19 protein-coding genes and 1 pseudogene are annotated in these 21539 nt (G+C 42.0%); 4 read left to right on the top strand and 16 right to left on the bottom strand.

What is annotated here, in order from left to right; translation table 11 throughout:
* Positions 1 to 21: 21 nt before the first annotated feature.
* Entirely contained in the window at positions 22 to 816 is a 795-nt protein-coding gene (locus tag AC6EJC_RS13515) for a Nif3-like dinuclear metal center hexameric protein (protein ID WP_444954394.1), read from the bottom strand.
* 124 nt (positions 817 to 940) lie between these two features.
* A complete protein-coding gene (locus AC6EJC_RS13510) occupies positions 941 to 1504 on the bottom strand; it encodes a 5' nucleotidase, NT5C type (RefSeq protein ID WP_444954393.1) in 564 nt (187 codons plus the stop codon).
* A 491-nt stretch (positions 1505 to 1995) separates the two neighbouring features.
* Between AC6EJC_RS13510 and AC6EJC_RS13505 the strand changes: the two genes are divergently transcribed.
* Positions 1996 to 2979, top strand: a complete 984-nt coding sequence (locus tag AC6EJC_RS13505) for a glycoside hydrolase family 5 protein (RefSeq protein WP_444954392.1) — start codon at positions 1996 to 1998, stop codon at positions 2977 to 2979.
* Between the two features lie 71 nt (positions 2980 to 3050).
* Here the strand turns inward: AC6EJC_RS13505 and AC6EJC_RS13500 are convergent, their stop codons facing one another.
* The 8 genes from AC6EJC_RS13500 to AC6EJC_RS13465 form a co-directional block, all read right to left on the bottom strand.
* Positions 3051 to 5093, bottom strand: coding sequence for a serine hydrolase domain-containing protein (locus AC6EJC_RS13500; RefSeq protein WP_444954391.1), 2043 nt, complete (start codon positions 5091 to 5093; stop codon positions 3051 to 3053).
* A gap of 123 nt (positions 5094 to 5216) precedes the next feature.
* Positions 5217 to 6518 (bottom strand): GHKL domain-containing protein, encoded by a 1302-nt coding sequence (locus AC6EJC_RS13495; protein ID WP_444954390.1) that lies wholly within the window; start codon positions 6516 to 6518, stop codon positions 5217 to 5219.
* A 1-nt stretch (position 6519) separates the two neighbouring features.
* Positions 6520 to 7260, bottom strand: a complete 741-nt coding sequence (locus AC6EJC_RS13490; RefSeq protein WP_444954389.1) for a LytR/AlgR family response regulator transcription factor — start codon at positions 7258 to 7260, stop codon at positions 6520 to 6522.
* A 245-nt stretch (positions 7261 to 7505) separates the two neighbouring features.
* Positions 7506 to 8348, bottom strand: coding sequence for a PTS mannose transporter subunit IID (gene manZ / locus AC6EJC_RS13485; RefSeq protein ID WP_444954388.1), 843 nt, complete (start codon positions 8346 to 8348; stop codon positions 7506 to 7508).
* Positions 8349 to 8359: 11 nt separating this feature from the next.
* On the bottom strand, positions 8360 to 9130 hold the full coding sequence (locus AC6EJC_RS13480) for a PTS mannose/fructose/sorbose transporter subunit IIC (RefSeq protein WP_225999790.1): 771 nt from the start codon (positions 9128 to 9130) through the stop codon (positions 8360 to 8362).
* 31 nt (positions 9131 to 9161) lie between these two features.
* Positions 9162 to 9650 (bottom strand): mannose/fructose/sorbose PTS transporter subunit IIB, encoded by a 489-nt coding sequence (locus AC6EJC_RS13475; RefSeq protein WP_025682751.1) that lies wholly within the window; start codon positions 9648 to 9650, stop codon positions 9162 to 9164.
* 2 nt (positions 9651 to 9652) lie between these two features.
* Positions 9653 to 10072 (bottom strand): PTS sugar transporter subunit IIA, encoded by a 420-nt coding sequence (locus AC6EJC_RS13470; RefSeq protein WP_444954387.1) that lies wholly within the window; start codon positions 10070 to 10072, stop codon positions 9653 to 9655.
* Positions 10073 to 10271: 199 nt separating this feature from the next.
* Entirely contained in the window at positions 10272 to 13064 is a 2793-nt protein-coding gene (locus tag AC6EJC_RS13465; RefSeq protein ID WP_444954386.1) for a sigma-54-dependent transcriptional regulator, read from the bottom strand.
* Between the two features lie 235 nt (positions 13065 to 13299).
* Between AC6EJC_RS13465 and rpoN the strand changes: the two genes are divergently transcribed.
* Positions 13300 to 14619, top strand: coding sequence for an RNA polymerase factor sigma-54 (gene rpoN, locus AC6EJC_RS13460; RefSeq protein ID WP_444954385.1), 1320 nt, complete (start codon positions 13300 to 13302; stop codon positions 14617 to 14619).
* 160 nt (positions 14620 to 14779) lie between these two features.
* Here rpoN and AC6EJC_RS13455 read toward each other — a convergent pair whose 3' ends face one another.
* Positions 14780 to 15745: a bile acid:sodium symporter family protein gene (locus tag AC6EJC_RS13455; RefSeq protein ID WP_444954384.1), complete on the bottom strand. Its 966-nt coding sequence runs from the start codon at positions 15743 to 15745 to the stop codon at positions 14780 to 14782.
* Positions 15746 to 15941: 196 nt separating this feature from the next.
* Between AC6EJC_RS13455 and AC6EJC_RS13450 the strand changes: the two genes are divergently transcribed.
* Positions 15942 to 16337, top strand: coding sequence for an acyl-CoA thioester hydrolase/BAAT C-terminal domain-containing protein (locus AC6EJC_RS13450; protein WP_444954474.1), 396 nt, complete (start codon positions 15942 to 15944; stop codon positions 16335 to 16337).
* Positions 16338 to 16471: 134 nt separating this feature from the next.
* The gene (locus AC6EJC_RS13445) at positions 16472 to 17833 is read left to right on the top strand and encodes an amino acid permease (protein ID WP_444954383.1); all 1362 of its coding nucleotides are present in this window, start codon (positions 16472 to 16474) and stop codon (positions 17831 to 17833) included.
* A 181-nt stretch (positions 17834 to 18014) separates the two neighbouring features.
* On the opposite strand, the gene AC6EJC_RS13440 is transcribed toward AC6EJC_RS13445, so the two are convergent.
* The 5 genes and pseudogenes from AC6EJC_RS13440 to AC6EJC_RS13420 form a co-directional block, all read right to left on the bottom strand.
* The gene (locus AC6EJC_RS13440) at positions 18015 to 19247 is read right to left on the bottom strand and encodes an epoxide hydrolase family protein (protein ID WP_444954382.1); all 1233 of its coding nucleotides are present in this window, start codon (positions 19245 to 19247) and stop codon (positions 18015 to 18017) included.
* 39 nt (positions 19248 to 19286) lie between these two features.
* Positions 19287 to 19685 carry a MarR family winged helix-turn-helix transcriptional regulator gene (locus AC6EJC_RS13435; RefSeq protein ID WP_444954473.1) on the bottom strand — a complete coding sequence of 133 codons (399 nt, stop codon included), beginning with the start codon at positions 19683 to 19685 and terminating at the stop codon, positions 19287 to 19289.
* A gap of 184 nt (positions 19686 to 19869) precedes the next feature.
* Positions 19870 to 20247: pseudogene (locus AC6EJC_RS13430) on the bottom strand (GNAT family N-acetyltransferase); the annotation flags it as partial.
* Positions 20243 to 20416 carry a GMC oxidoreductase gene (locus tag AC6EJC_RS13425; RefSeq protein ID WP_444954381.1) on the bottom strand — a complete coding sequence of 58 codons (174 nt, stop codon included), beginning with the start codon at positions 20414 to 20416 and terminating at the stop codon, positions 20243 to 20245. The pseudogene AC6EJC_RS13430 and the gene AC6EJC_RS13425, both read right to left, overlap by 5 nt.
* Before the next feature lie 431 nt (positions 20417 to 20847).
* Entirely contained in the window at positions 20848 to 21315 is a 468-nt protein-coding gene (locus AC6EJC_RS13420; protein WP_039270437.1) for a hypothetical protein, read from the bottom strand.
* Positions 21316 to 21539: the final 224 nt, after the last annotated feature.

The following is a 21539-nucleotide window of genomic DNA, read 5'->3' as shown; positions in this document are numbered from 1 at the left end:
TCACAATAGACGTGTTCTCGATTACAATATTTGAAACACCGGGCGATCTTCAACAAAGTGTACGGGGAGCATTGGAAATTGGACGGAAAGTACATCAGCGAGATACTTCATACCAGGTGCTTCACTTTCAGCATGTCCCAGCATGATAAGTGCTTTACTTTGCCCCTGATAGACAGCGTCTTTCACATATTCTGGTGTTTCCCATTCTGGTCCTTCACCGGCAATGATCAAATCCACATTTTCATTTAGAAATAATGGAATGGCTAGTTCGCCACCTCCCCTGTATCCTACTAAGATTCCTACTCGTTCACATGGCATGGAAACCTCGCCAGTTACCCGTACATAACGAATATGTAGTTTGGCTTTGATATATTCAGCGACCTCCTTAACTTCCATAGCCGGAATAGTCAAAATGGCGGCCGTCGGCTGCTGTTTCACAACGCAGGTGTGCCAGTCAAGTGCCTGAAGAAGTCCAACCATCACTCCATCCGGTTGATAACGATGTATGGTGTCATGAAAACGATAAATGCCTACACCTGAATTGGCAATCAGGCGAGATTTTTGCAAAAAAACGGGATCATGTAGTAAACATTCCTGCATCCCCTGATGGCTATAAAAAATACCTTCATGCGTAATGATAAAATTTGCACCTAGAGAAATAGCCTGTTCTATCACATACTGCGACGAAGAGAAAGCGGTTACAATTCCTTGTACCTCAGTATCTATATGTCCTGGGTTAAGCAGATCTACGGTGGGTTTGGGTGTGCTTATTCCCTTTGTCAGATGATTCACAATCTGCCCCATAGTCATGGTCATACACGTATCCCTCCTCATGGAGAATATGCATCAATTATACCATTTTATTTCAATCATGGGTCCATTCTTTCACGAAAAAAAGCCAGCTCTAGAGAGCCGGCTGTAGTATGAATTTATCTATTATTTATTTCAGAACTCCTAAAATGGAGTCTATTCGTTCTTTTGCTCCTTGCCAAGATGTCATGACCGGGAATTCATATTGTTCTCTTGCTTTCAGATTCCATGGATGAGGAATACAAAGCACCTTTTTCCCCGCCTCTAGCGCAGGCACTAAATTATGAGGACCATCATCAATCAGGAGATCATAGTTAATCAGGTTCTTTCGTTTACATGGGAAAAAGTTCTCAATCGGAATGAATGGCATATGCCTTTGAAGCCAGTTCCATTTCTCCACGACGGTCTTGGGTTCTGCCGCTGTCACAATAATGACATCAAAAGCATTGCAAAGTTTCTCCATTTCTTCTACGACATACTCGTCAAACAGTTCAAGTTCCTCAAACAAACCCGGTCGCCCATAAAATACCTCAAGCGTACTTTTCGGATGACGTAGATGATCGGTGTTCCAATCTAACATTTCTTCATAACGAAGCGGATGAGTGGGAAATTCACTATTGTTATGGTATATGGCTCGTTTGACGAGATGACAGATGGTGTCGTCCATATCGACTGCAATGATTGGTTTTCTCATCAGCTTGCCCCTATCCATTCTGGTAAAATTTTTCACAAGAATATCATACTATAATTTAATATCGTGGTGAAGCTTAGGTATTAGTTGTACCCTTGGATCCTCACATTGTCCATGTTCATCAGCCAATTAGAACGTTAGGTTATTCTACATAAAATAAGTCTGTTCAAACAAAATCAGTTAGGTGTATTTTTTATATATGACTAACTTCATGTAAAAGCATAAGGTTAAACACCTTAATAGAAGCAATAAATACAATAAACCAGGAGAAAAATTGTCCATTAATAAGAAAATTATGTATCTACATTTCCAAAAAATCAAGAAAAATAAGAAAACAATTGAATAACAAAAATACAAGTGATAGAATAACGAAAAATAACATTATGATGAGAGCGCTTAACATTGTGTTTAGCTTGCTGCTATTTATACACTTACATACCTAACCTACCTCTATATAGCAGGAAGTTGAATAATATATTTAGGGAGGAATAAAAATGAAGGTATTGTTAAGAAAAGCATTATTGTCTGCACTTGTTGGCCTGCTCATCATGATAGGTTTAGGGGGAATCATCTCAAAGGCACAAGCTGCTTCAGGATTTTATGTAAGCGGTACCAAATTGTATGATTCTACTGGTAAGCCATTTGTTATGAGAGGCGTCAATCATGCTCACACTTGGTACAAAAACGATCTTTATACAGCAATCCCGGCAATTGCCCAGACAGGTGCTAACACAGTCCGGATTGTCCTTTCTGACGGAAACCAATACACCAAGGATGACATTAATTCCGTGAACAATATTATCTCCCTGGTTACAAGTTATAAAATGATTCCTGTACTTGAAGTTCATGACGCTACGGGTAAAGACGACTACGCATCTTTGGATGCAGCTGTGAATTACTGGATTAGCATCAAAGATGCTCTGATCGGCAAGGAAGACCGGGTTATCGTAAACATTGCGAACGAATGGTATGGATCTTGGAATGGAAACGGTTGGGCTGATGGATACAAACAAGCGATTCCCAAGCTCAGAAACGCAGGCATCAAAAATACGCTCATCGTCGATGGTGCCGGGTGGGGACAATATCCTCAGTCTATCAATGATTTTGGAAAATCTGTATTTGAAGCGGATCAATTAAGAAATACGGTTTTCTCCATCCATATGTATGAATATGCTGGTAAAGATGCTCAAACTGTTCGAACCAATATTGATAACGTTCTGAATCAAGGACTTCCACTGATTATTGGCGAATTTGGCGGTTACCATCAGGGAGCGGATGTTGACGAGACAGAAATCATGAGATACGGCCAATCCAAAAGTATAGGCTGGTTAGCCTGGTCCTGGTATGGGAATAGCTCCCACCTTTCCTATCTTGATCTTGCAACCGGACCTAATGGCAATCTGACGGATTGGGGTAAAACTGTAGTTAATGGAGCCAACGGGATTAAAGAAACATCAAAAAAAGCGGGTATCTTCTAAAAGCACACAACCCAAAATGAAGAGCTTATATTATAATAGCCGCTCCTGAATTTTCAGAAGCGGCTACACGCTTAATTCAAATTGATTTTAAATACATCCCCTGCATTGCCACCCAAAACGATCAATCCACCTTTGGGCAGTACAACCGAATTGTTATGGCTGGCAGTTGAAAAATCTACAACTGCTCCATTTTCATCATAGACAGCGAACCCTCCGCTTTTTGGAGCATCAACGGTCATCGTTTTATGGGCTGAGTTTTTATCTATTGTAAACCATTTAGCTTGGCCATTCGATGGTAGGGTGTAATCTGATTTCCCGCCCAAAATAGGTTCAACAGCATCTTCACTGATATAGGACTGTCCATCTATGATTAAATATTCCGAGCCGTCCTTGGTAGTAAAATTCAGATCAAATGCGTCTCTTCCACTCATAACAGGAATTTCAACTGCATTAACTGCTTTATTCTCATCCACAATTTTAGTACCACTTGCGTATCCATCATGATCAACGGATATTTTTTTCGTTATAAATGATGGGGCCAGATAAAAAATAGAAGATATCTTTTCATCCAGGGCATAATAATTTTTCCCGTTTCTATTTTCCCATGCCTTTTTAACTGTAGTATTTAGAGGATTGGCATCCAGCTTTTGATATTCATAAATCACCATAACCATTTGGCCTAATCCCGGAAAGTTTAAATATGCGTTAGCCTTAATATACGTTTTCCCGTTTTTTTGTTTGTCAAAGCTTATGGCTACACTGCCATCACTGCTTTTGAATTGTCCATTGCCTGTATACACATATTTTTGCGCCGGGACGAACCCCTCCAGAAAAGCAGGTAATTCAAACTCACCGTTTTTAATGTCTACATTGATGGTTGTACCCACCGAACCGTATAATCCCGAATAAGAAAGTAAATCAGATGGCATTTCCACTTTTACAGGAGGCTCAAATGTTTTATCCGGTATGATGTCTTTAATGATGCCCTTATCTTTTAAAACTTCCAATAAAACGTTAGAAGCAAAAATACTATCTAAGATGGAAGACCCTCCAGATGAAAGCACAGTCATAGAAAGTTGATGCTCTGGTATGGTGATCAAGACAGAGTGATACAAAACAGTATCCCCACCCTTGGATAGCGCAGTTATTCCGTAATCACTAAACGGTGCCAACTGAACCGCATCCCAACCAAGCCCATAATTAAAGCTGTTTGTCTCTTCAGGTACCCATATTCCTTTTCGATATTCATGACTTTGCATGGACTTTGCTGATTGTGCAGATAAAATATCGGTTTTGTTCCCCGATAATACTTCTGAAAACATAGCCAACTCTTCTGCGGTGGAGTATAAGCCTCCTGTTCCAAACACATTGGCATTCTCAACGGGTAAGGCCCCCTCAATCGCAGGAAAATAAGTTTTGGACAGCATTTGTCTATCAAACTGATCGAGTGGTGTTTTCGTAGAGTCCAAACCCAAAGGGGCACTAATATGCTTTGCCAGGAATTCGGTATAACTTAGACCGCTCACCCGTTCAACCAATATTTCTAGCAGTTGAAATCCATCATTACAATAAACGGAATATTCGCCGGGGTTGGATTTTAAAGTTTCTGATTGCAATCTCAGCAATAGCTCATCATGATTTTCTGTATCATTGTCATTAAATAACATACTATTTTTATAGTGAGCACCGTAAAGACCTGACGAATGATTTAACAGCATACGCGGTGTAATTTGTTTGTACCTTTCATCAGCCATTGTAAAGTCCTTAATGTATGTTGTTAGCGGCTGATCAATATCTACCTTATGGGCATCCACCAGCATCATCGTTGCAGCAGACACGTACATTTTGCTGATAGAGCCTATACCTAACATCGTATCTTTGGTGATTGGCTCGTTGGTTTCCTTATTCTTTACACCTACGCTATCCGATAATACGATGTTTCCATGGTCCATAATGGCATACTGCACACCGCTAACACCGTATTTGGATACCAGCTCCGAGGCCAGATTGCGGGCCTTTTCCTTGATGGGTTCAGGACTACCTTGAGCAAAAGCATTCGTCATCGGCAGTACAAGAAGCATAGCCGAAATGAACACAGCTATTATTTTCTTCATTCCATATTTCCTCCTCTTATGGCTTCCCAGATTTTATTACTGGACTGATCATACAATGAATGAAGATTCTATATAGAAAAGTCACCCTTAAACGAAAAAAACAATCCCTAAACAGCATGATGTCTAAGGATTGTCCTTATAAAATGGCAATAAAACCATATTATTAAATATTTTATTTTTCGTTTCAATGGTCATGTTTCCACCGTATTTGTCACATATTCTGGATATATTGGTTAGACCTATACCATGGATATCCGGGTTTGATTTTTGACTATGCAAATGGGCAACTTCATTCTCCACATGATTCAGGATGTGAATGAAAAGCGCAGATTCATTGGAATGTATTTTAATAAGAATGTACCTATCATCCGCAATCTTGACCTTTTTAGATGCTTCTATGGCATTATCCAGCATATTGCCCAGAGCGACGCATAAGTCATAACGTTCAATATTTACTTTGTGTGAGTATAAGCTAAGCTGGGTATCCACCTTGATACCATTGGCTTGCCCAATATTAATACTATTCGTGACAAGGGCATCGATGACTAGATTACCGGTGTTAACCCTTTGATAGGCTCCTTCGATTTTATTTAATGTAACCTTAATATGTTCACTTGCCTCAGCTAATTCATTTCTTTTTATGCATTCTTCAATATACAAAAACTGCTGGTGTGTGTCGTGAATGATTCTTTTCATATTTTTGAAGCTGTGAACCGTTTTTTCGTAGTTAGCGTCTTGGTAGTCCATCTGATGTTGTAATTGAGCATTTTCATGCATTAATTGAAATTTTTCAATGATATTATCGAAGATGTATATGATAAAAACATTTAAGAAAATAAAGCTAATAATAGATATAAAATAATACATATTCTTTTCACTATAAACAGATAAAACATTGACCTGATATATACTTATGATGGGAACAATTAAAAATAAAATGTAATAACGAGCATGCATAGGGAAGGTTCTGCGTTTGGCAAATAATCGTATAATCTGAATGACAGCAAACATGATAATACAGCTAAGTAACATAACCTTAGAGAATATCAAGTGATCTTGTCCACTCCAATGACTGAAGTTGCTTATCTTAACAGAGTCTACAGCATATAAAATATACAGGGATATAAAATTAACGATGGTGAACAATACAGCATAAAGTATAGAAAAAATAATCTTTGTCTTTATTTCCACGATATAAGATTGCGCTAAACTAAATATGACCAGTAATGCTAAAATCGAGGATAGCGTAGGAGACAGATAAACACTTAAATATAAGATGTTCAGTAATCCAAAAATAATGAAATAGATGATTCTATTCGGCTTTCGATTGGACTTATCAAAAACCGAGTTAAAGTAAAAATTCACCTGAAAGCACATCACCAGTACAACACATAGATTAAGAAGCAGGTAGCTATATTCCATCATATTAATGCATCTTCATGATCATAAATTTGGTATACAGATCTTTAACTTCTTTTATTTTAGAACGTCCAATAGGCAGCTTCACATCATTTGACATCAAAACATCACCACCAGCAAATTTTTTCACATGAATTAAATTTATAATAATCGAACGATGAATTTGCAGAAAATTATATTCCTTTAATGCTGATACATAATCAGAAAGAATCCCTTTGCTATCATAGGTTTGTGTAGAGGTTACAAAATGCAGTTTGTTTTTTATGGTTAAGCTTTTGGCCACTTCAATACTAATGATATCATCATATTTTAAAAGCACCTCTTCATAAGCTGACTTGATGATAACGAATTTTTTATCGAGAGATTGAAAGTACTGACACAGTTTTATCATTTTTTCCTCAAAGATATGGGAAGCAATCGGTTTTATTAAGTACTGAAAGGTAACCACGTCAAAGCTTTCCAGCATATACTCAGGATAGCTCGTTAAAAAAACAATCTGTTCATCAAGGTGATTTAAACTCCTTATTTTTTGGGCAGTTTGAATTCCGTTCATACCATTCATTTCAATATCCAATATTAAGATATGGAATGGCAATTCATCGTTTAGATAATGAGATACTAGCTGTTCTCCTGAGTCAAATAACTCAATTTTAAATTCTATATTTGTCTTTATCGATAAAGCGATCAGCATATTTTTAACAAGCTCTCTTTGCTTGTGCTCATCATCGCAGATGGCCACTCTATACATAAATAACATACACCTCATTCCCATTGCATCTAGCATGGAATTATAGTCTAAACAGTATACAATGATTTAATATTCCATACATAGCTTCTGTATAAAACGCAAATTCAAATCCCTCAAATGCAATTTAGAAAGTGAAAAAAGAAACCCTTGTCTTCAGAAGACAGGGTTTCTAAACTGGTTTCTTAACTATTGAGGCTATCCTTGAAAAAAATCGGCTACTTGACCGGATCACTTTAAAAATTGGCTTAAGCCAATACACCAAGGGCGTATCCAATAATTCCTATTGCGAACAAAGCAAAAATCAGAGCTATAGCATTCACTTTCTTTTTGAGCAGTCTCATGCACAAAAAAGTCAGCAAAAGAGGTAACAGACCAGGTATCAATTGATCCAGAATCATCTGTATCGTCGTAACCACCTCTACTCCATCCGCACGGGTATATCTTGATACTTCCAGTGGGACATTTAGAGTAGTCCATTTGGATACGAGTGCGCCCATGACAAAAAGTCCTAGGATGGAGGCTGATTCTGTAAGCTTTTGCAGCCGGTTTCCGGACATGTCGGACACAATCTCCGTCCCTTTCTGGTAGCCGTATTTCAGTCCGTACCACTTGGTTGCCAAGCGAATAACATTAAAGAGCAGGAAAAAAAGGACAGGCCCGATGACGCTACCGGACAAAGCAATGGAAGCTCCCAACGCAGCCAGAACCGGGCGTAACGTTCCCCAGTAAATAGGGTCCCCTACCCCGGCTAAGGGCCCCATCAAGCCGATTTTCACTCCACTTATAGTAGCATTGTCAATTGGCTGGCCATTGGCTTTCTGCTCCTCCATAGCCGCCGTTACACCCATAATCGGTGCAGAGATAAACGGTTGAGTATTAAAAAACTCCAGATGCCGCTTTAATGCTTCTTTTTGGTCTTCCTTCTTGCTGTAAAGCCGCTTGATTGCAGGAATCAAGGTGACACAAAAACCAATCGACTGCATACGCTCAAAGTTAAACGAGCCCAACAGGAACCATGAACGGAAAAACATTTTGTTTAAATCGCTTTTTGTTAACTTTTTTTCTTCCATAGTATCCCACTCTTTCATTAGGTATTTCTTTAGAGCTCTTCAATTTCACCCATTTGATCTTTTCGCTGGCTATATTTAGGATTGAGCTGGATATACAGCAGAGCCAGAACCGCCCCCATGATTCCAAAGCCAACCAAATTGATGCTTGTAAATGCTGCGATGACAAAGCCCAAGAAAAAGAAAGGCATCAGGTATTTGGCTGCCATCATGTTAATAACCATGGCATACCCTACAACGACGATGAATCCTCCTGCAATTTGCAGCCCTTTTGTAATGACCTCGGGGATCGCATCCAGCAAAGCCGTAACGAGGCCGGTTTCTGCTGCGATAGCCACCAATACGGCAGGCAAAGCGACGCGTAATCCCTGAAGAAGGAGGGCGATGAAGTGACATAGTTCAATTCCTCTGAAATTTGAAGATTCGGCATATTTATCTGCCAGGTGCTGAAAGAACACGGTAATCGTTCTTACAAAAATTGTCAACACTTGTCCGGCAGCCGCAATCGGAATCGCAACGGCAATTCCGGCGCCGATCGACTGATGCCCGACAATAACCAATATGGTTGAGACTACACTGGCCAAAGCCGCATCCGGAGCCATGGACGCCCCGACATTCATCCAGCCCAAAGCCATCAATTCCAGCGTACCGCCTAGAATAATACCGGTTTTGAGATCTCCCAGGACCAGACCGATCAGTGTACACGCAACTATAGGCCGATGAGTCTGCCCTTCATCCAAAACACTGCCCATTCCGCAAATGGCTGCAACCAGCGCTACCATTACGATTTCAAAAACACTCATGTTTGACCCCCTCTCTTATGCCAACCTGCTGTTAAAACTGGACATTCTGGAGCTTGTTAATCAAATTGATTTTAGGATCACTGGCCACTTTTCTAATTTCCAGTTCAATCCCCTTTTCGTGCAGTTTATGAAATGCCTCTACATCCTGCTTGTCTACGGACACCGCTCCGGTGATCTGTGTTTTGCCTTCTTTAAAGCACATCCCACCTACATTTACCGATGTAAACGGTACCCCACCTTCTACAACCCGCAGTACATCAGTCGGATTGGTAAACAGGAATAAGGTCTTAAAATCGTTATATTTAGGGTTATTGTAAGCTTCAATCGCTTTCGCAATCGTGACAACATAAGCCTTAATTCCCGGCGGCGCCACCTGTAACAATAAGGTTTTGCGCAGCGTATCCGCAGCGACCTCATCGCTGACGGCGATAATTTTGTTACACTTCGTTTCCTTCACCCACACAGTAGCTACCTGACCATGGATCAGACGGTCATCAATACGAACAAATGAAATTTCCATACCTATAATTCCTCCTCTGCTTGTATGTCCCGGATGACACGAAAAGACTTCATCGAATCCTGACCCGCACGGATTGCCAGATCACTCAGATTCTCCACGTTCTCCAGCCCTCTATTTGTTAGCAGGTCTACGATCATCGGCAGGTTTACCCCTGTTACAATGTCCATTTTTTCATACCCGGCCACAATCCTGCTGGCCGCATTATAGGGGCTGCCACCAAACAAATCGACGAGAAAGATAAGTCCATCCGTCCAATCAATTGTTTCCAATGCCGCCTTGTACTTCTCAACAAGTCCGTTAACGCTTTCACCAGGTTCGAACGTCACACCCACCACATTATCCAGATGGCCGAAAATCATTTCCGTGGATCTTAGGATCTCTTTGGAAAATTTTCCGTGTGTGCCGACAATAACACCTATCATTGGTTTCACCCCCTCCTTACTTCCTTCGCCTATACTTATATGCAAGTCTCGTGCCAACATTCTGTATGAACCGTTCATGATCCGAAAAAAGACCAAACCCCTCGGCCGTTCCGAGGGTTTGGTCTTTTCTCACCATATGCTTATTTTCAACATCCACATTATTGATACACATTTGAAAGCGTTTTATACACTTACGCTATTACTCGGGAATACAGTTATATACTTCGCTTAAAATTTCACAAATATAATATTTTTCATCATTGGTCAGCTTCATGTTGATACTGGAAGCAAATATATTGCAGGAACGGTTCACCGCATCGAGGACTCGTTGATCAAGCAAGGATTCATCTCCCTGATATACTAACCCTTCTCCAATGACCATTCGTTCCATGGCATGAGCCGTATGAACGGCAAGCTGAACTTTCTTTGCATAATGAAAATCGACTTCCAGTTCCTGTTCCAGCTGCTCGATAAATTTCATCAAAATCCCCAAGATTTTGTGGGGATTCAGATAAGTCATGAACTCCTTTAGCGTATCCTCACATAGATCTCTAACGACTATGCTTTCGTTAGCATGCATAACAGGCAGTTGATTGTTCAGCAACAGTTCTCTTAATGCATGCTCACCGCTTGCCTCGATCAGTTTTTCCAAAGGAATAAACGGTACATTCAGCTCGCTTGGCCGCTTAACTCCAATTACCGCGAGAATCGTATGCTTGGCTCGTAAATCCTTCACCACCTTATCCAATTCCCTGACTTTTGCCGGTACAACGACTATCTTCTCTTCTGTTAGGTCGTAAACGACTTTCTCCACAAACTCCTTCAGCTTGACTGCGGCGCCTTTGCCGGAAGAACAAACCGTCACAATTACCTTATTACTAACCTTCTCTGCTTTCACTTCGGCGCTTCCATTGTTATATCCACGGAAGTCCTTCAAAGATTGATAAATTTCCTCTATATTCATATCAAAAATACTAGCCTTTCGCACAGCCTCCAACGTAAGGGGAGTTGATACCATATCAATGGTCTTCACCTTGATCCCGACACGTTCCATAATGGTTGCTTCAAGATTAAGCAGGGAGCCCATATCAACCAGCAGCAATACGCCTCTGCCATTGTCAATGTCCTTTACTTTATCAATAATAACCTCCAGGATTTCTCTGGGACTAACATCCAAAGGCATATCTACTGCACAAATATTTGAGCTTCCCAGCAGGCTATCGACGACGCCTACGATACTGCTTGCCGTACTGTTGCCATGTGCAGCTACGATGATCCCCACATTTCCTTGATGCTCCTCTTCGACGGATTTCAGAAGAATGGCCACATAGGTAGTCTCGGCATCGGGTACGCTGACTTCGAACTTGGATTCAATCAAATCCTTGATAATCAGTGCCAGTCTGTATTCTTCATCCTGATCATTAATCGGATCATAGATTTGTTTGCTGATGTATTTCTTCTCTCGGATTCGCTTTAAAAAGGCACTCAAATGAAGGCTGAAGGCATAAACAAACCTGTCACTGTACTTTCTGTTCAGTTCTTTTTGAGCCATCTCCTGCACCTGTTCAGCGAACTCCAGGATATTTCTGCCCACGATTTTAAGGATCCGTTCCCGTCCCCCTTTGATGTTATAAAATCGGTTATAGAAACTTTTGATATGAATATTAACATCCGTAGTAATAAACTTATTGATAAAGCTGTCGTCGAGCCCTTCTTCCTTCAGCATCCCTATTTTGTCTTCAATCAATTTGTAAAGGTTAAACGGCAGTTCAGAAGCATCTGCTTCATCCATTCCTTTGCTACCTTCAGGAGTAATATACAGCGAGGAGTTGACCATTTCCATTTCGGCAATCTCCTTGCGGTTTTTCCCCATATTAAATAGACCTTCCTTGATATTTCCAGGCAAAATCTTAAAATCAAGATCAATTTCTTCCTTATTTTCATGTATGCTGTTCAAAAATCCTTTGGCACACACAAGCTGAATGTTCGATTTTAACTGGCCGATATTTCCATAGGTCACACTGCCGATCAGTGCTTTTACAGTTTCCAATTCGACCCGAATGGGCTTGTTAACACGATGGGCCTCGTTTGCGAAGAGATGCTTCAGGATCAAAAACCGCTCCTCAACTGCTCGTTCTTGCAGGGAAGGAATGTTAATTGTAATCGGTATCCGTCTGATAAAGGTTTTAAGCATGGAAGAGCCGGGATCTTCTGTCGTAGCACCGATGAGCAGCACATTCGCATCCCGTTTACGCTCTGACTCACCCAATTTGTTGTAACTGTTCGTGTCCATGAAATAAAAAATCATTTCCTGACCTTCCGGAGGCAACCGGTGAATCTCATCCAAAAACAGGATACCTCCATCAGCTTTCTCGACCAGTCCCTCCTTTTCCCGATCAGCCCCGGTAAACGCCCCTTTCACATGACCAAAAATATGAGAAAGTAGCAGTTGAGGGTTATTGTAATAATCGGCGCAGTTAAATACGATAAATGGTGCTTGCTCCGAAAACCGTTTCATATACTTTCCATAATTATACATCAATCTGGCAAACATCGTTTTTCCTACGCCAGTCTGTCCCACAATCAGCGTATGCAGGCCCTTCGGCGGGTATAATATGGCCGCTTTTCCCTGCTCAACCTGGTTTCTCATACTCCCCATGAAACCGATTAGGGAGTGAAACGGATCGACTTGCTCTTCAGGCAGCAATATTTCATTAATGCTGTTTATTTGGATTTGTTTCTCTTTAAGCTGGACCCGAAAGATCTCCTCGATCACCTGCTTGTGCAAAAACTTGACGGGTCTCCCCTTGATTTTAATAATCAAGTCGCCCCGAAGTAGACTATTCAGCTCCTTGCTCACATTATTTCTCAGCATATTCTGATGATCGGCTATTTCCGCAGCCGTAATTCCACCGCCATCCAGCAAAGCCTCTACCGTCAGTTTCTTTGTGCCATTGGCAATATATTCTAAAATCTCATCAATTCGTTTCACAGTATCCCCCCCAGCCTGAACTAGTCCTTATTTAATTAGTATAGAAAAAATCAAGTAATCCTCTACAATAAAAGCAACTGACAAGCTAATCTGAAATTTGATACACGCTCATTGGAGCTATCGCAAATTTGAATTTTAACCCACTCAATTTACTTATTTTCTTAGATCAAAGGTTGCAGTATAATTGTATAAACTTAACAAATAAGTTGTTGCCCCGCAAGGAGATGAGATAAAAATGATACGATACGGATTACAGCAAGAGCAGACATTCAGGATGGTTATGACTCCTGAATTACGACAAGCCATCACAATCCTTCAATATTCTTCGGCCGATCTAATGTCCTATCTCCATGAACAAGCGAATGAAAATCCGGTTATTGATTTGACAGAGATCGACATGTCCTGCGAAAGGATAAGTGAGGGGGAAGAATATTCACCACGAAAAAGCGATAATCCGGTAGATCTTCTGGATTTTGTCTCTAACCCTGCAGATAATTTATTTGGACATCTCAAAGCGCAACTCGGGCTAGTCCGTGGGCTATCCAAATTGCAGCGGATGATTGCAACGTTTCTTATTGGAAATTTAAATGAAAAAGGCTACCTCGAATTGGACGTAAATGCAGCTGCCAGAATACTTGATGTCCCTGCCGAAGAGGTTGAAAATATACTTGCTCTGATCCAAGGCTTTGAACCGGCAGGAATCGCCGCCCGCAGCCTGGAGGAATGTCTTCTTTTGCAGCTTCGGTATGCCGGTAAGGTTGATGTTTACATGGAAGAGATCGTACGACATCATATGGTCAACCTTTCATGTAACCGCATACAAAAAATTGCGGATGCTCTGGGTATCGACATTCGCCAGGTACAGCAAATAACCGACCAAATACGCAAATTGAATCCTTGTCCAGGAGCGGTATTTGCCCAATATGAACACCAGTATAATATAGCAGACATCTCGGTAGTAACATCCAAGAACGACTATCTTGTGACAGTTAATGATATCACAGTTCCACGCGTCGGAATTAACCCTTTTTACCAGCGTATGCTCCGGGAGCAGGTGGTGGGGGATGAGAAGCAATTTCTTCATGAAAAGATGAATACGGCATTATGGCTTATTCATAGCCTTGAACAGCGCCGCATGACCCTGATGCGTGTAGCCCAAGCCATTGTTGATAGACAGCGGGAATTTCTCGAGCATGGCGTTCATTATCTCAAACCGATGACCCAAAAGGAGATTGCTGAAATAACTGGCTTACATGAATCCACGATCAGCCGTGCGGTCAGTAATAAATACATACAGACGCCCCGTGGATTGTTCGAGCTCAGATATTTCTTCACCTCAGCCCTAGTGTCGAAAGACGGAGATGCCACTTCATCGGAGAGTGCAAAAATGCGTATTAAGCAGATCATCGACGACGAAGAAAAGCAAAAACCGTTTTCGGATCAGGCAATCACAGAACTGCTGACAAAGGAAGGGCTGGAGTTGTCACGCAGAACGGTGGCCAAATACCGGGAAGAGCTCGGATATCTTTCTTCTGGTAAGAGAAAGATATTTTAAAACTTCGGTGACCATATCGGTTATAGCCCTGCCACCTTACTCAGGGGCAAGCCGTTGTGAAAATTAAAAAAACAGCAAGACCAAATTAAAAAATAGACAGCTTAATGGCTGCCTATTTTTTTATATCGGCAATATCAGAAGTATTTCTCATTGAGCAGGTCTAGGCGGCGATTCGCCGCTCCTTGGCCTTGCCTCGGTCATGACGGCTCAACAGAAATCCGACCAGAGACGCTGTGGATTGTTGGAAAATCATTCCGAGCACCACAGGCAGCGCTACCGGAGCTGGGAAGTAGGTGATGGCAAGCACGGCTCCTGCGCTGATATTGCGCATGCCGCCGTTAAAGACAAGTGCCGTACGGTCGGCATCATTCCACCGCATCAGTCTGGAGATCAGGTAACCGATCACATATCCAGTGGAAGCAAGGGCGATTATCGATAGGCATACTCCGACAAGCTTTAGATTAAAATCCACCAGATAGGGCGCAATTACAGATCCGTTAATCATCACGACAAGAGCCATAGCCAACTTGGAGAACGGGCCAAGCCGAGGTCCCCACACCTGCTTGATCTTCCCTTTGGTCCATTCGTTCAACACCATGCCGATTAACGAAGGAACGACAATCATCCAGAACAGGCTCTGCATCATTGCCCAAGTATCAAGATGCACGTCCGCTCCGACCAGCAGGGACATAATGCCGGGAACGGCGAATGGGGCCAAAATTGTATCAATCAAAATGATGGCTAGCGTCAACGCCGTATTGCCTTTGTAAATGTTAACCCACACGAAGCTGGAAATGCCCGTAGGGATAGCCGCACCAAGAATAAGCCCGGTAATCGTATAAGGATCGGCGGTGAAAGCCAAGTGTCCGAGCATCATCGCGAGCATCGGCATAGCCAGGTGAAGAATGAACAGGCAGGCAATCAGCGGGCCGGGATGCTTCATCACATGGACAAAATCTTTGAAACCCATGCTGATACTGCCCGCGAAGGTCATGAATGCAAATAGCCAGGGAGAGAATCCGGTGTATTCCGACAACGGCGTACCGATCAGGACGCCGATTAGAATGCTGATGGGCGTAATCAGCGGCATAGCGGCATTTAGTCTCCGATTCAACGTTCTGAACATGCATAACTTCCTTTTTTATACTACAGTATAGACCTTGCAGCGCCGATTCGTAAATGATCTGAGGATTTTTTCGCTGATTAATTTATCCTCTTGTAAGCACCTGCCTAACTCCAAATAAAGGTCATATAAATGGTGGAGATTAAAAATATAACATTATTGCTACTTGAAATTTTTATACTATTAAGGGGGTTTTGCGATATGTACACCTTTTGGACTTACTACTACATATAAAAAAAGTGTAGAAGTAGCAAAAAATAAAGAAGATGCCCGAATAAAAACAGAGAATGCAAATGCAGATTTATTATTAATTACAGGTCAGGAAGATAATGTGTGGAATACTTATGATGCATGTGTTGAAGTGATGGACACTTTGGCAAAACATAATTACAAATATGACTACAATTTTTTAGCGTATGAAGGTTTAGGTCACTCATTACCAATACCGTATGTTGTACCCTTAAGTGAAACATTGAACGTAAAAATGGGTTTAGGCGTTTTCACTTGCGGTGGTACATTAAAAGGGAATTCTTATGGTCAATCAGATTCTTGGCAGAAAACAATAGAATTTTTTATGAAGCTCGTCCAACCGTGAAAGGTGGGCTTTTTTGTATGAACTAAAAAATTTCAGCTTAAGGATAGGTATTCTGGTCAAATTATTATAATATGAAAGGTATAAAAATTTTCAGTCCATTGAGAGTATTTACAGAAAGAGAGTGGTGAGATACCATGCAGGGAGAAACGTTAACACGGGGGTTAAAAAACAGGCATGTACAGCTGATGGCCATCGGAGGTGCCATTGGTACCGGCTTGTTCCTCGGGGCAGGCAAATCGATTCATCTGGCAGGTCCGTCCATCCTGATCGCCTACATCATTACAGGTATGGTTTTGTTCCTGTTAATGCGTGCATTAGGAGAGTTACTGCTCAGTAATTTGGAATATCATTCGTTTGTTGATTTTGTAAAGGACTATCTAGGGAATATGGCCGCTTTTATTACCGGTTGGACCTACTGGTTCTGCTGGATTTCGATTGCGATGGCGGATCTGACGGCGGTCGGGCTGTATACGCAATATTGGTTTCCGCAGATTCCTCAGTGGATGCCGGGGTTAATCGCCCTTGTGATTCTGCTCCTTATGAACCTGGCAACGGTTAAGCTGTTCGGGGAGATGGAATTTTGGTTTGCCCTGATCAAGGTATTGGCGATTCTGGCTCTGATTCTCGTCGGTTTATTTATGATTGTCAAAGGCTTCTCCACCACCAAAGGACCGTCGAGCTTCGTTAATCTCTGGAATCATGGCGGAATGTTCCCGAAAGGGATTCATGGTTTTCTGCTTTCTTTTCAAATGGTGGTCTTCGCCTTCGTAGGCATGGAGCTTGTTGGATTGACGGCAGGGGAAACCAAGGACCCCGAGAAGGTAATTCCAAAGGCTATCAATAATATCCCAATCCGGATTCTGCTCTTCTATGTCGGCGCACTGCTGATCATCATGAGTATTTATCCGTGGAACGAGATTGTACCGGGTGAAAGTCCGTTTGTACAGGTATTTACAGCCATTGGTATTACCGCAGCAGGAGGGATTGTCAACTTTGTTGTGCTGACCTCTGCGGCTTCAGCCTGCAACAGTGCTATTTTTAGTACAAGCCGAATGGTGTTCTCCATGGCCAAGGACAGCAACGCTCCCAGTTCGTTGGGCCGGCTGAACAGCAGGAAGGTTCCGTCAAATGCGTTGCTGTTCTCCAGTATTGTCATTCTGATCGCGATTATCCTGAACTATGTGATGCCTGAGGGGGTATTTACCCTGATTACGAGTGTGTCGACCGTTTGCTTTATCTTTGTCTGGGGAATAACCATAATCAGCCATCTGAGATATCGCCGCACGCGGCCGGAGCTGGCCCGCCGCAACACATTCAAGCTGCCGCTGTACCCACTGTCTAACTATATTGTGCTAGCTTTTCTCGTCTTCGTTCTGGTTATCTTGGCATTGGCCGAGGATACGAGAGTGGCGCTATTTGTTACACCGGTGTGGTTCATTCTGATAGCCGCAATCTATTTGCTCAAGAAAAGAAGCTGGAGCTCGAACAGACAGTAACATATAAATTTGTTGTAGAGTAAAGCCGCCCAACTGGATTGGGCGGCTTTATTGCTTCTATAGAAGCTGAAGGCTCCTATACATCTCAAAATCTCTGCAGCCATTCTAGAATTGAATCCACAGCTTCCTTATAGCACTGCCCTGCGAATTGTTACGCTGTTAAAATACCTTCCAAGCTGGATCAGTGATACGACATGCTACGGAAAGTTCGTCGCAGATCCTCGACCCACTTGTCCGGAATCTCCCAGGGGATGAAGTGTCCCCCATGTTCGTGGGCTGTGATGTTGACATGGTTATACCAAGGAGCACGATCGCTGTCGAGAAAATTCTGTACGCGATTTTCGGTCGTGATACCCGGCGGATTTTCGTAGCCCACGAAGGTTATACCAGTTGGTGCCTCAACGACAGGCCAGCGATGATGAGCGGGTGTCCATGGATAGCGGTTTGCGTTCGCATAGACGCGCATTGAGGTTTCGATGGCGTTGTTTACCCAGAAGATTGTTGCGTGTGTAAGGATATCGTCCTTCGAAAAGACATTCTCGACGTTACCATTATTATCACTCCATCTGGACCATCGTTCCAAGATCCATGCAAGCATTCCTACTGGAGAGTCACTCAGTCCGTAGGCAAGTGTGCTGGAATCAAGAACGTGTACGGCGAGATGCGATGCAAAACGACGATCAAGCTCCAAAATCTCCGTTCGGATTTTCTCAGGAAGGTCGTCGGGGAGAGGACGGCCTCCGGCGAGATCCCAAGCGCGATCCCCGTTAAACAAGCTCAGTTTTTGAGCAGACCCGATATGAATTCCGTAGAGCTCGTCACTATATTTGTGTCCCAGTTGACCCGTCACGAGAGCGCCTACATCGCATCCCCCTGCCGCGTATTTTTCATAGCCGAGAACACCAGTCATAAGTGTATGCCAGAGATCGGCCATTTTCCAAAAGTTCATGTCCGGGTTGTTTGGAAGTGGCGTCGAAAATCCAAACCCAGGAAGTGAGGGTACAATTACGTCGAAGGCTTCAGCTGGGTCACCCCCGAATGCGCCCGGATCTGCTAATGGATCAATAACTTTAGACCAATGCCAGAATGTCCAAGGCCAACCATGGGACAGGATTAATGGCATAGGATTGGGCCCAATGCCTGGTTTACGCATAAAGTGCACCGAAACTCCGTCAACATTTACGTTATAGTGTTCATAGGCGTTGATCGCATTCTCGGATTTGCGCCAGTCAAACTTATTAATCCAATAGACGACAAGTCCTTCAAGATAGTTTCGACTAACGCCGTAAAACCAGTCATCATTACCGGCATCGAGAGGCCATCTAGTGGACTTTAGACGATTTTGAAGATCAGTAAGTAACTCATCCGATACGTAGATCGGACTGGGTTCAAGCATGAAAGGAGCTGTGGTCATAAGTGTTCCTCCTTGTTCGAATGGATGCACTAACTGCGTCTACGATCCGTTTCCAAGTTTGACTATACGCCTTAATGCGGGTAATGCGGATGCAATTGCCTGTTTTTCCTCCAATGCGAGCCCTTCAATGAATTTCGAGAGCTGTGCCATGCGATCCAGACGACGCGAGTCAATAACATTTGCGCCCAGTGCGGTAATATGTACTTGAACCACTCGGCCATCATTTGGATCTGGTCGACGCTCGACAAATCCGTCTCGTTCAAGCCGGATCACCAACTGTGTGATTGCCGACTGCGTGACTTGCTCAGTAGCTGTCAACTCAGTAAGTCTCATGGGGCTCTTGCGAGACAATGTGTGTAGAACGGAAAGCGTTGTGAAGCTTAGTTTCTCAATTGATGGTAACCGAATAAGTATCCTCGTCAGATCTTCGATCACCATAGTGAAATCGGCGACATTGAGATCGGTGGTATGAGTTTTAGGTTTCATGTCAAAATTATATCACTAATTTATATAAGTTTCTAATATAATAAATTTATAAAAAAGCCAGTAGCATAAAGTTCTATAGCTACTGACTCTTAAAAAATTTAAATTAGCGATATCCAATTGTCGTGATGAATATGTTTTATTTGAACATTTTTATATAATTTTTTTGCTCCTTTGTAAACATATAGCCATGTCGTTCGTAGAACCTGTGGGCATGTATTCTGCTTGGGTGGGACAACAGCTTAATACCAGAAAATCCATTGTTTTTCCCCCACTGCTCAAGATGCTCAATCAATATGCTGCCTACACCTTGATTTCTATACTTTTCTTTAACAACAAATCCCAAGAGGTTTACTAAAGGGTCAGAAAAAAGCAACTCATATGGGCTTCCGTGAATATATCCTATTACCTCGTTGTTTACTTCACAAACAAAGATGATATCTTTTGTTTTCTTCGTAATGATTTCAATCTTCTCTTTTACTTTTTCTTCAGAAAATAGATATAGATTCGGGTTAAAGAATTCTGGGCAAAACTACCATGGCCAAAGTTGGATTCCAAGAACCACTAACAGGCCAGAGAGATGCACCAGTAACGCACACATTTTCTACTCCCTTACGTCGATAATCCAGTCCTACAACTGCATTCTCATCGGAACCAATGTAAATGGTAGATCCTTCGTGTACCATACCTAGCACTCTTATTTCTGAGGGATCTGGTCTAGCGGCTTGCCATGTACCAATCCGTTAGCATCTCCATGCCAATACTCCACTCTGCATTGACCTTGGGGCGAGAGGGCACATTCCAAGGCTTCAAATGTTCCCTCCTCCATTGTGTCCTACACGGCAAGGTCCTTTTCGTTTTCCTCTACCTGCAGAAGCACGTTACTAGTGAGGCCATTCCCTTCCGTTTTTCGAACCCAATTCCTTGGATTATTAAATCAAGCTCACCTAGCACAGCGAAGACAAACACAACATAGTCTTTGGACGACAGCAGTTGCTGCATTGACTAGTGGATCGCGCTGTGATTTGAATGTGATAATGCCCCAGGGTATGTTCATTCTCTTCCGCTAAATAAATGTCCCTCTCTTTAAACTTTAGTCGCACCTAATAAAGATCACTCATGGCATTTTAGGTAATACAGGTCTTGCATCCTCCAAATTAAACCAAGTCTCAATATGCTTACAAAACGGCTCAATATCCTGGATTGCTGTCTCGCATATATAGCTGTATCTATCTTTTAAAATCTCTTTTACATTGTAATGCTCGTGAAATTCATCTGTAGACTTTGCCATGTACACTTCAGTGGGTTCAATAATATAATTTTTATTCTTTGTATCTTTACTCATATACATAATCCAACTAAGCCTTCCATCAAACGATCTTATACATTCTTTCAATTGATTATATATTTCCTCCCCGTTAGAAAACCTAAAGAAGAATCCTGGAGGTAATTTAAATATATCATCCTCAAAATACATAACAGTTCTAACCCATTCGAAAGACCCAAGTTTTGAAATAGTATAAGCCAATTTTTCATTCTTTCTTATTTCTGACGAATGTTTAAAATAAAAGCTTTTCCGTTGCATTATTCTCGCCTCTATTCCAGTTTTTCTATATTTACTTGGTTTTCCTCAAAGACAAAATAAGCCCAAAATTGGACAGCTAAAAACGGTGGTTAAGACAGAATTACTTCTGTTCCAACCGCCGCTTTTATTTGAACCAGTATACCAATCAGTGCCTAAAACTAGGATACGTCTCAATGCAGAGGCTGTATTTTCGAGATTTCTTCTGTTACCACGGTTGATAACGG

This window comes from Paenibacillus sp. TY11 (assembly GCF_059772165.1).
This window is presented reverse-complemented; position numbering and strand designations above follow the sequence as displayed.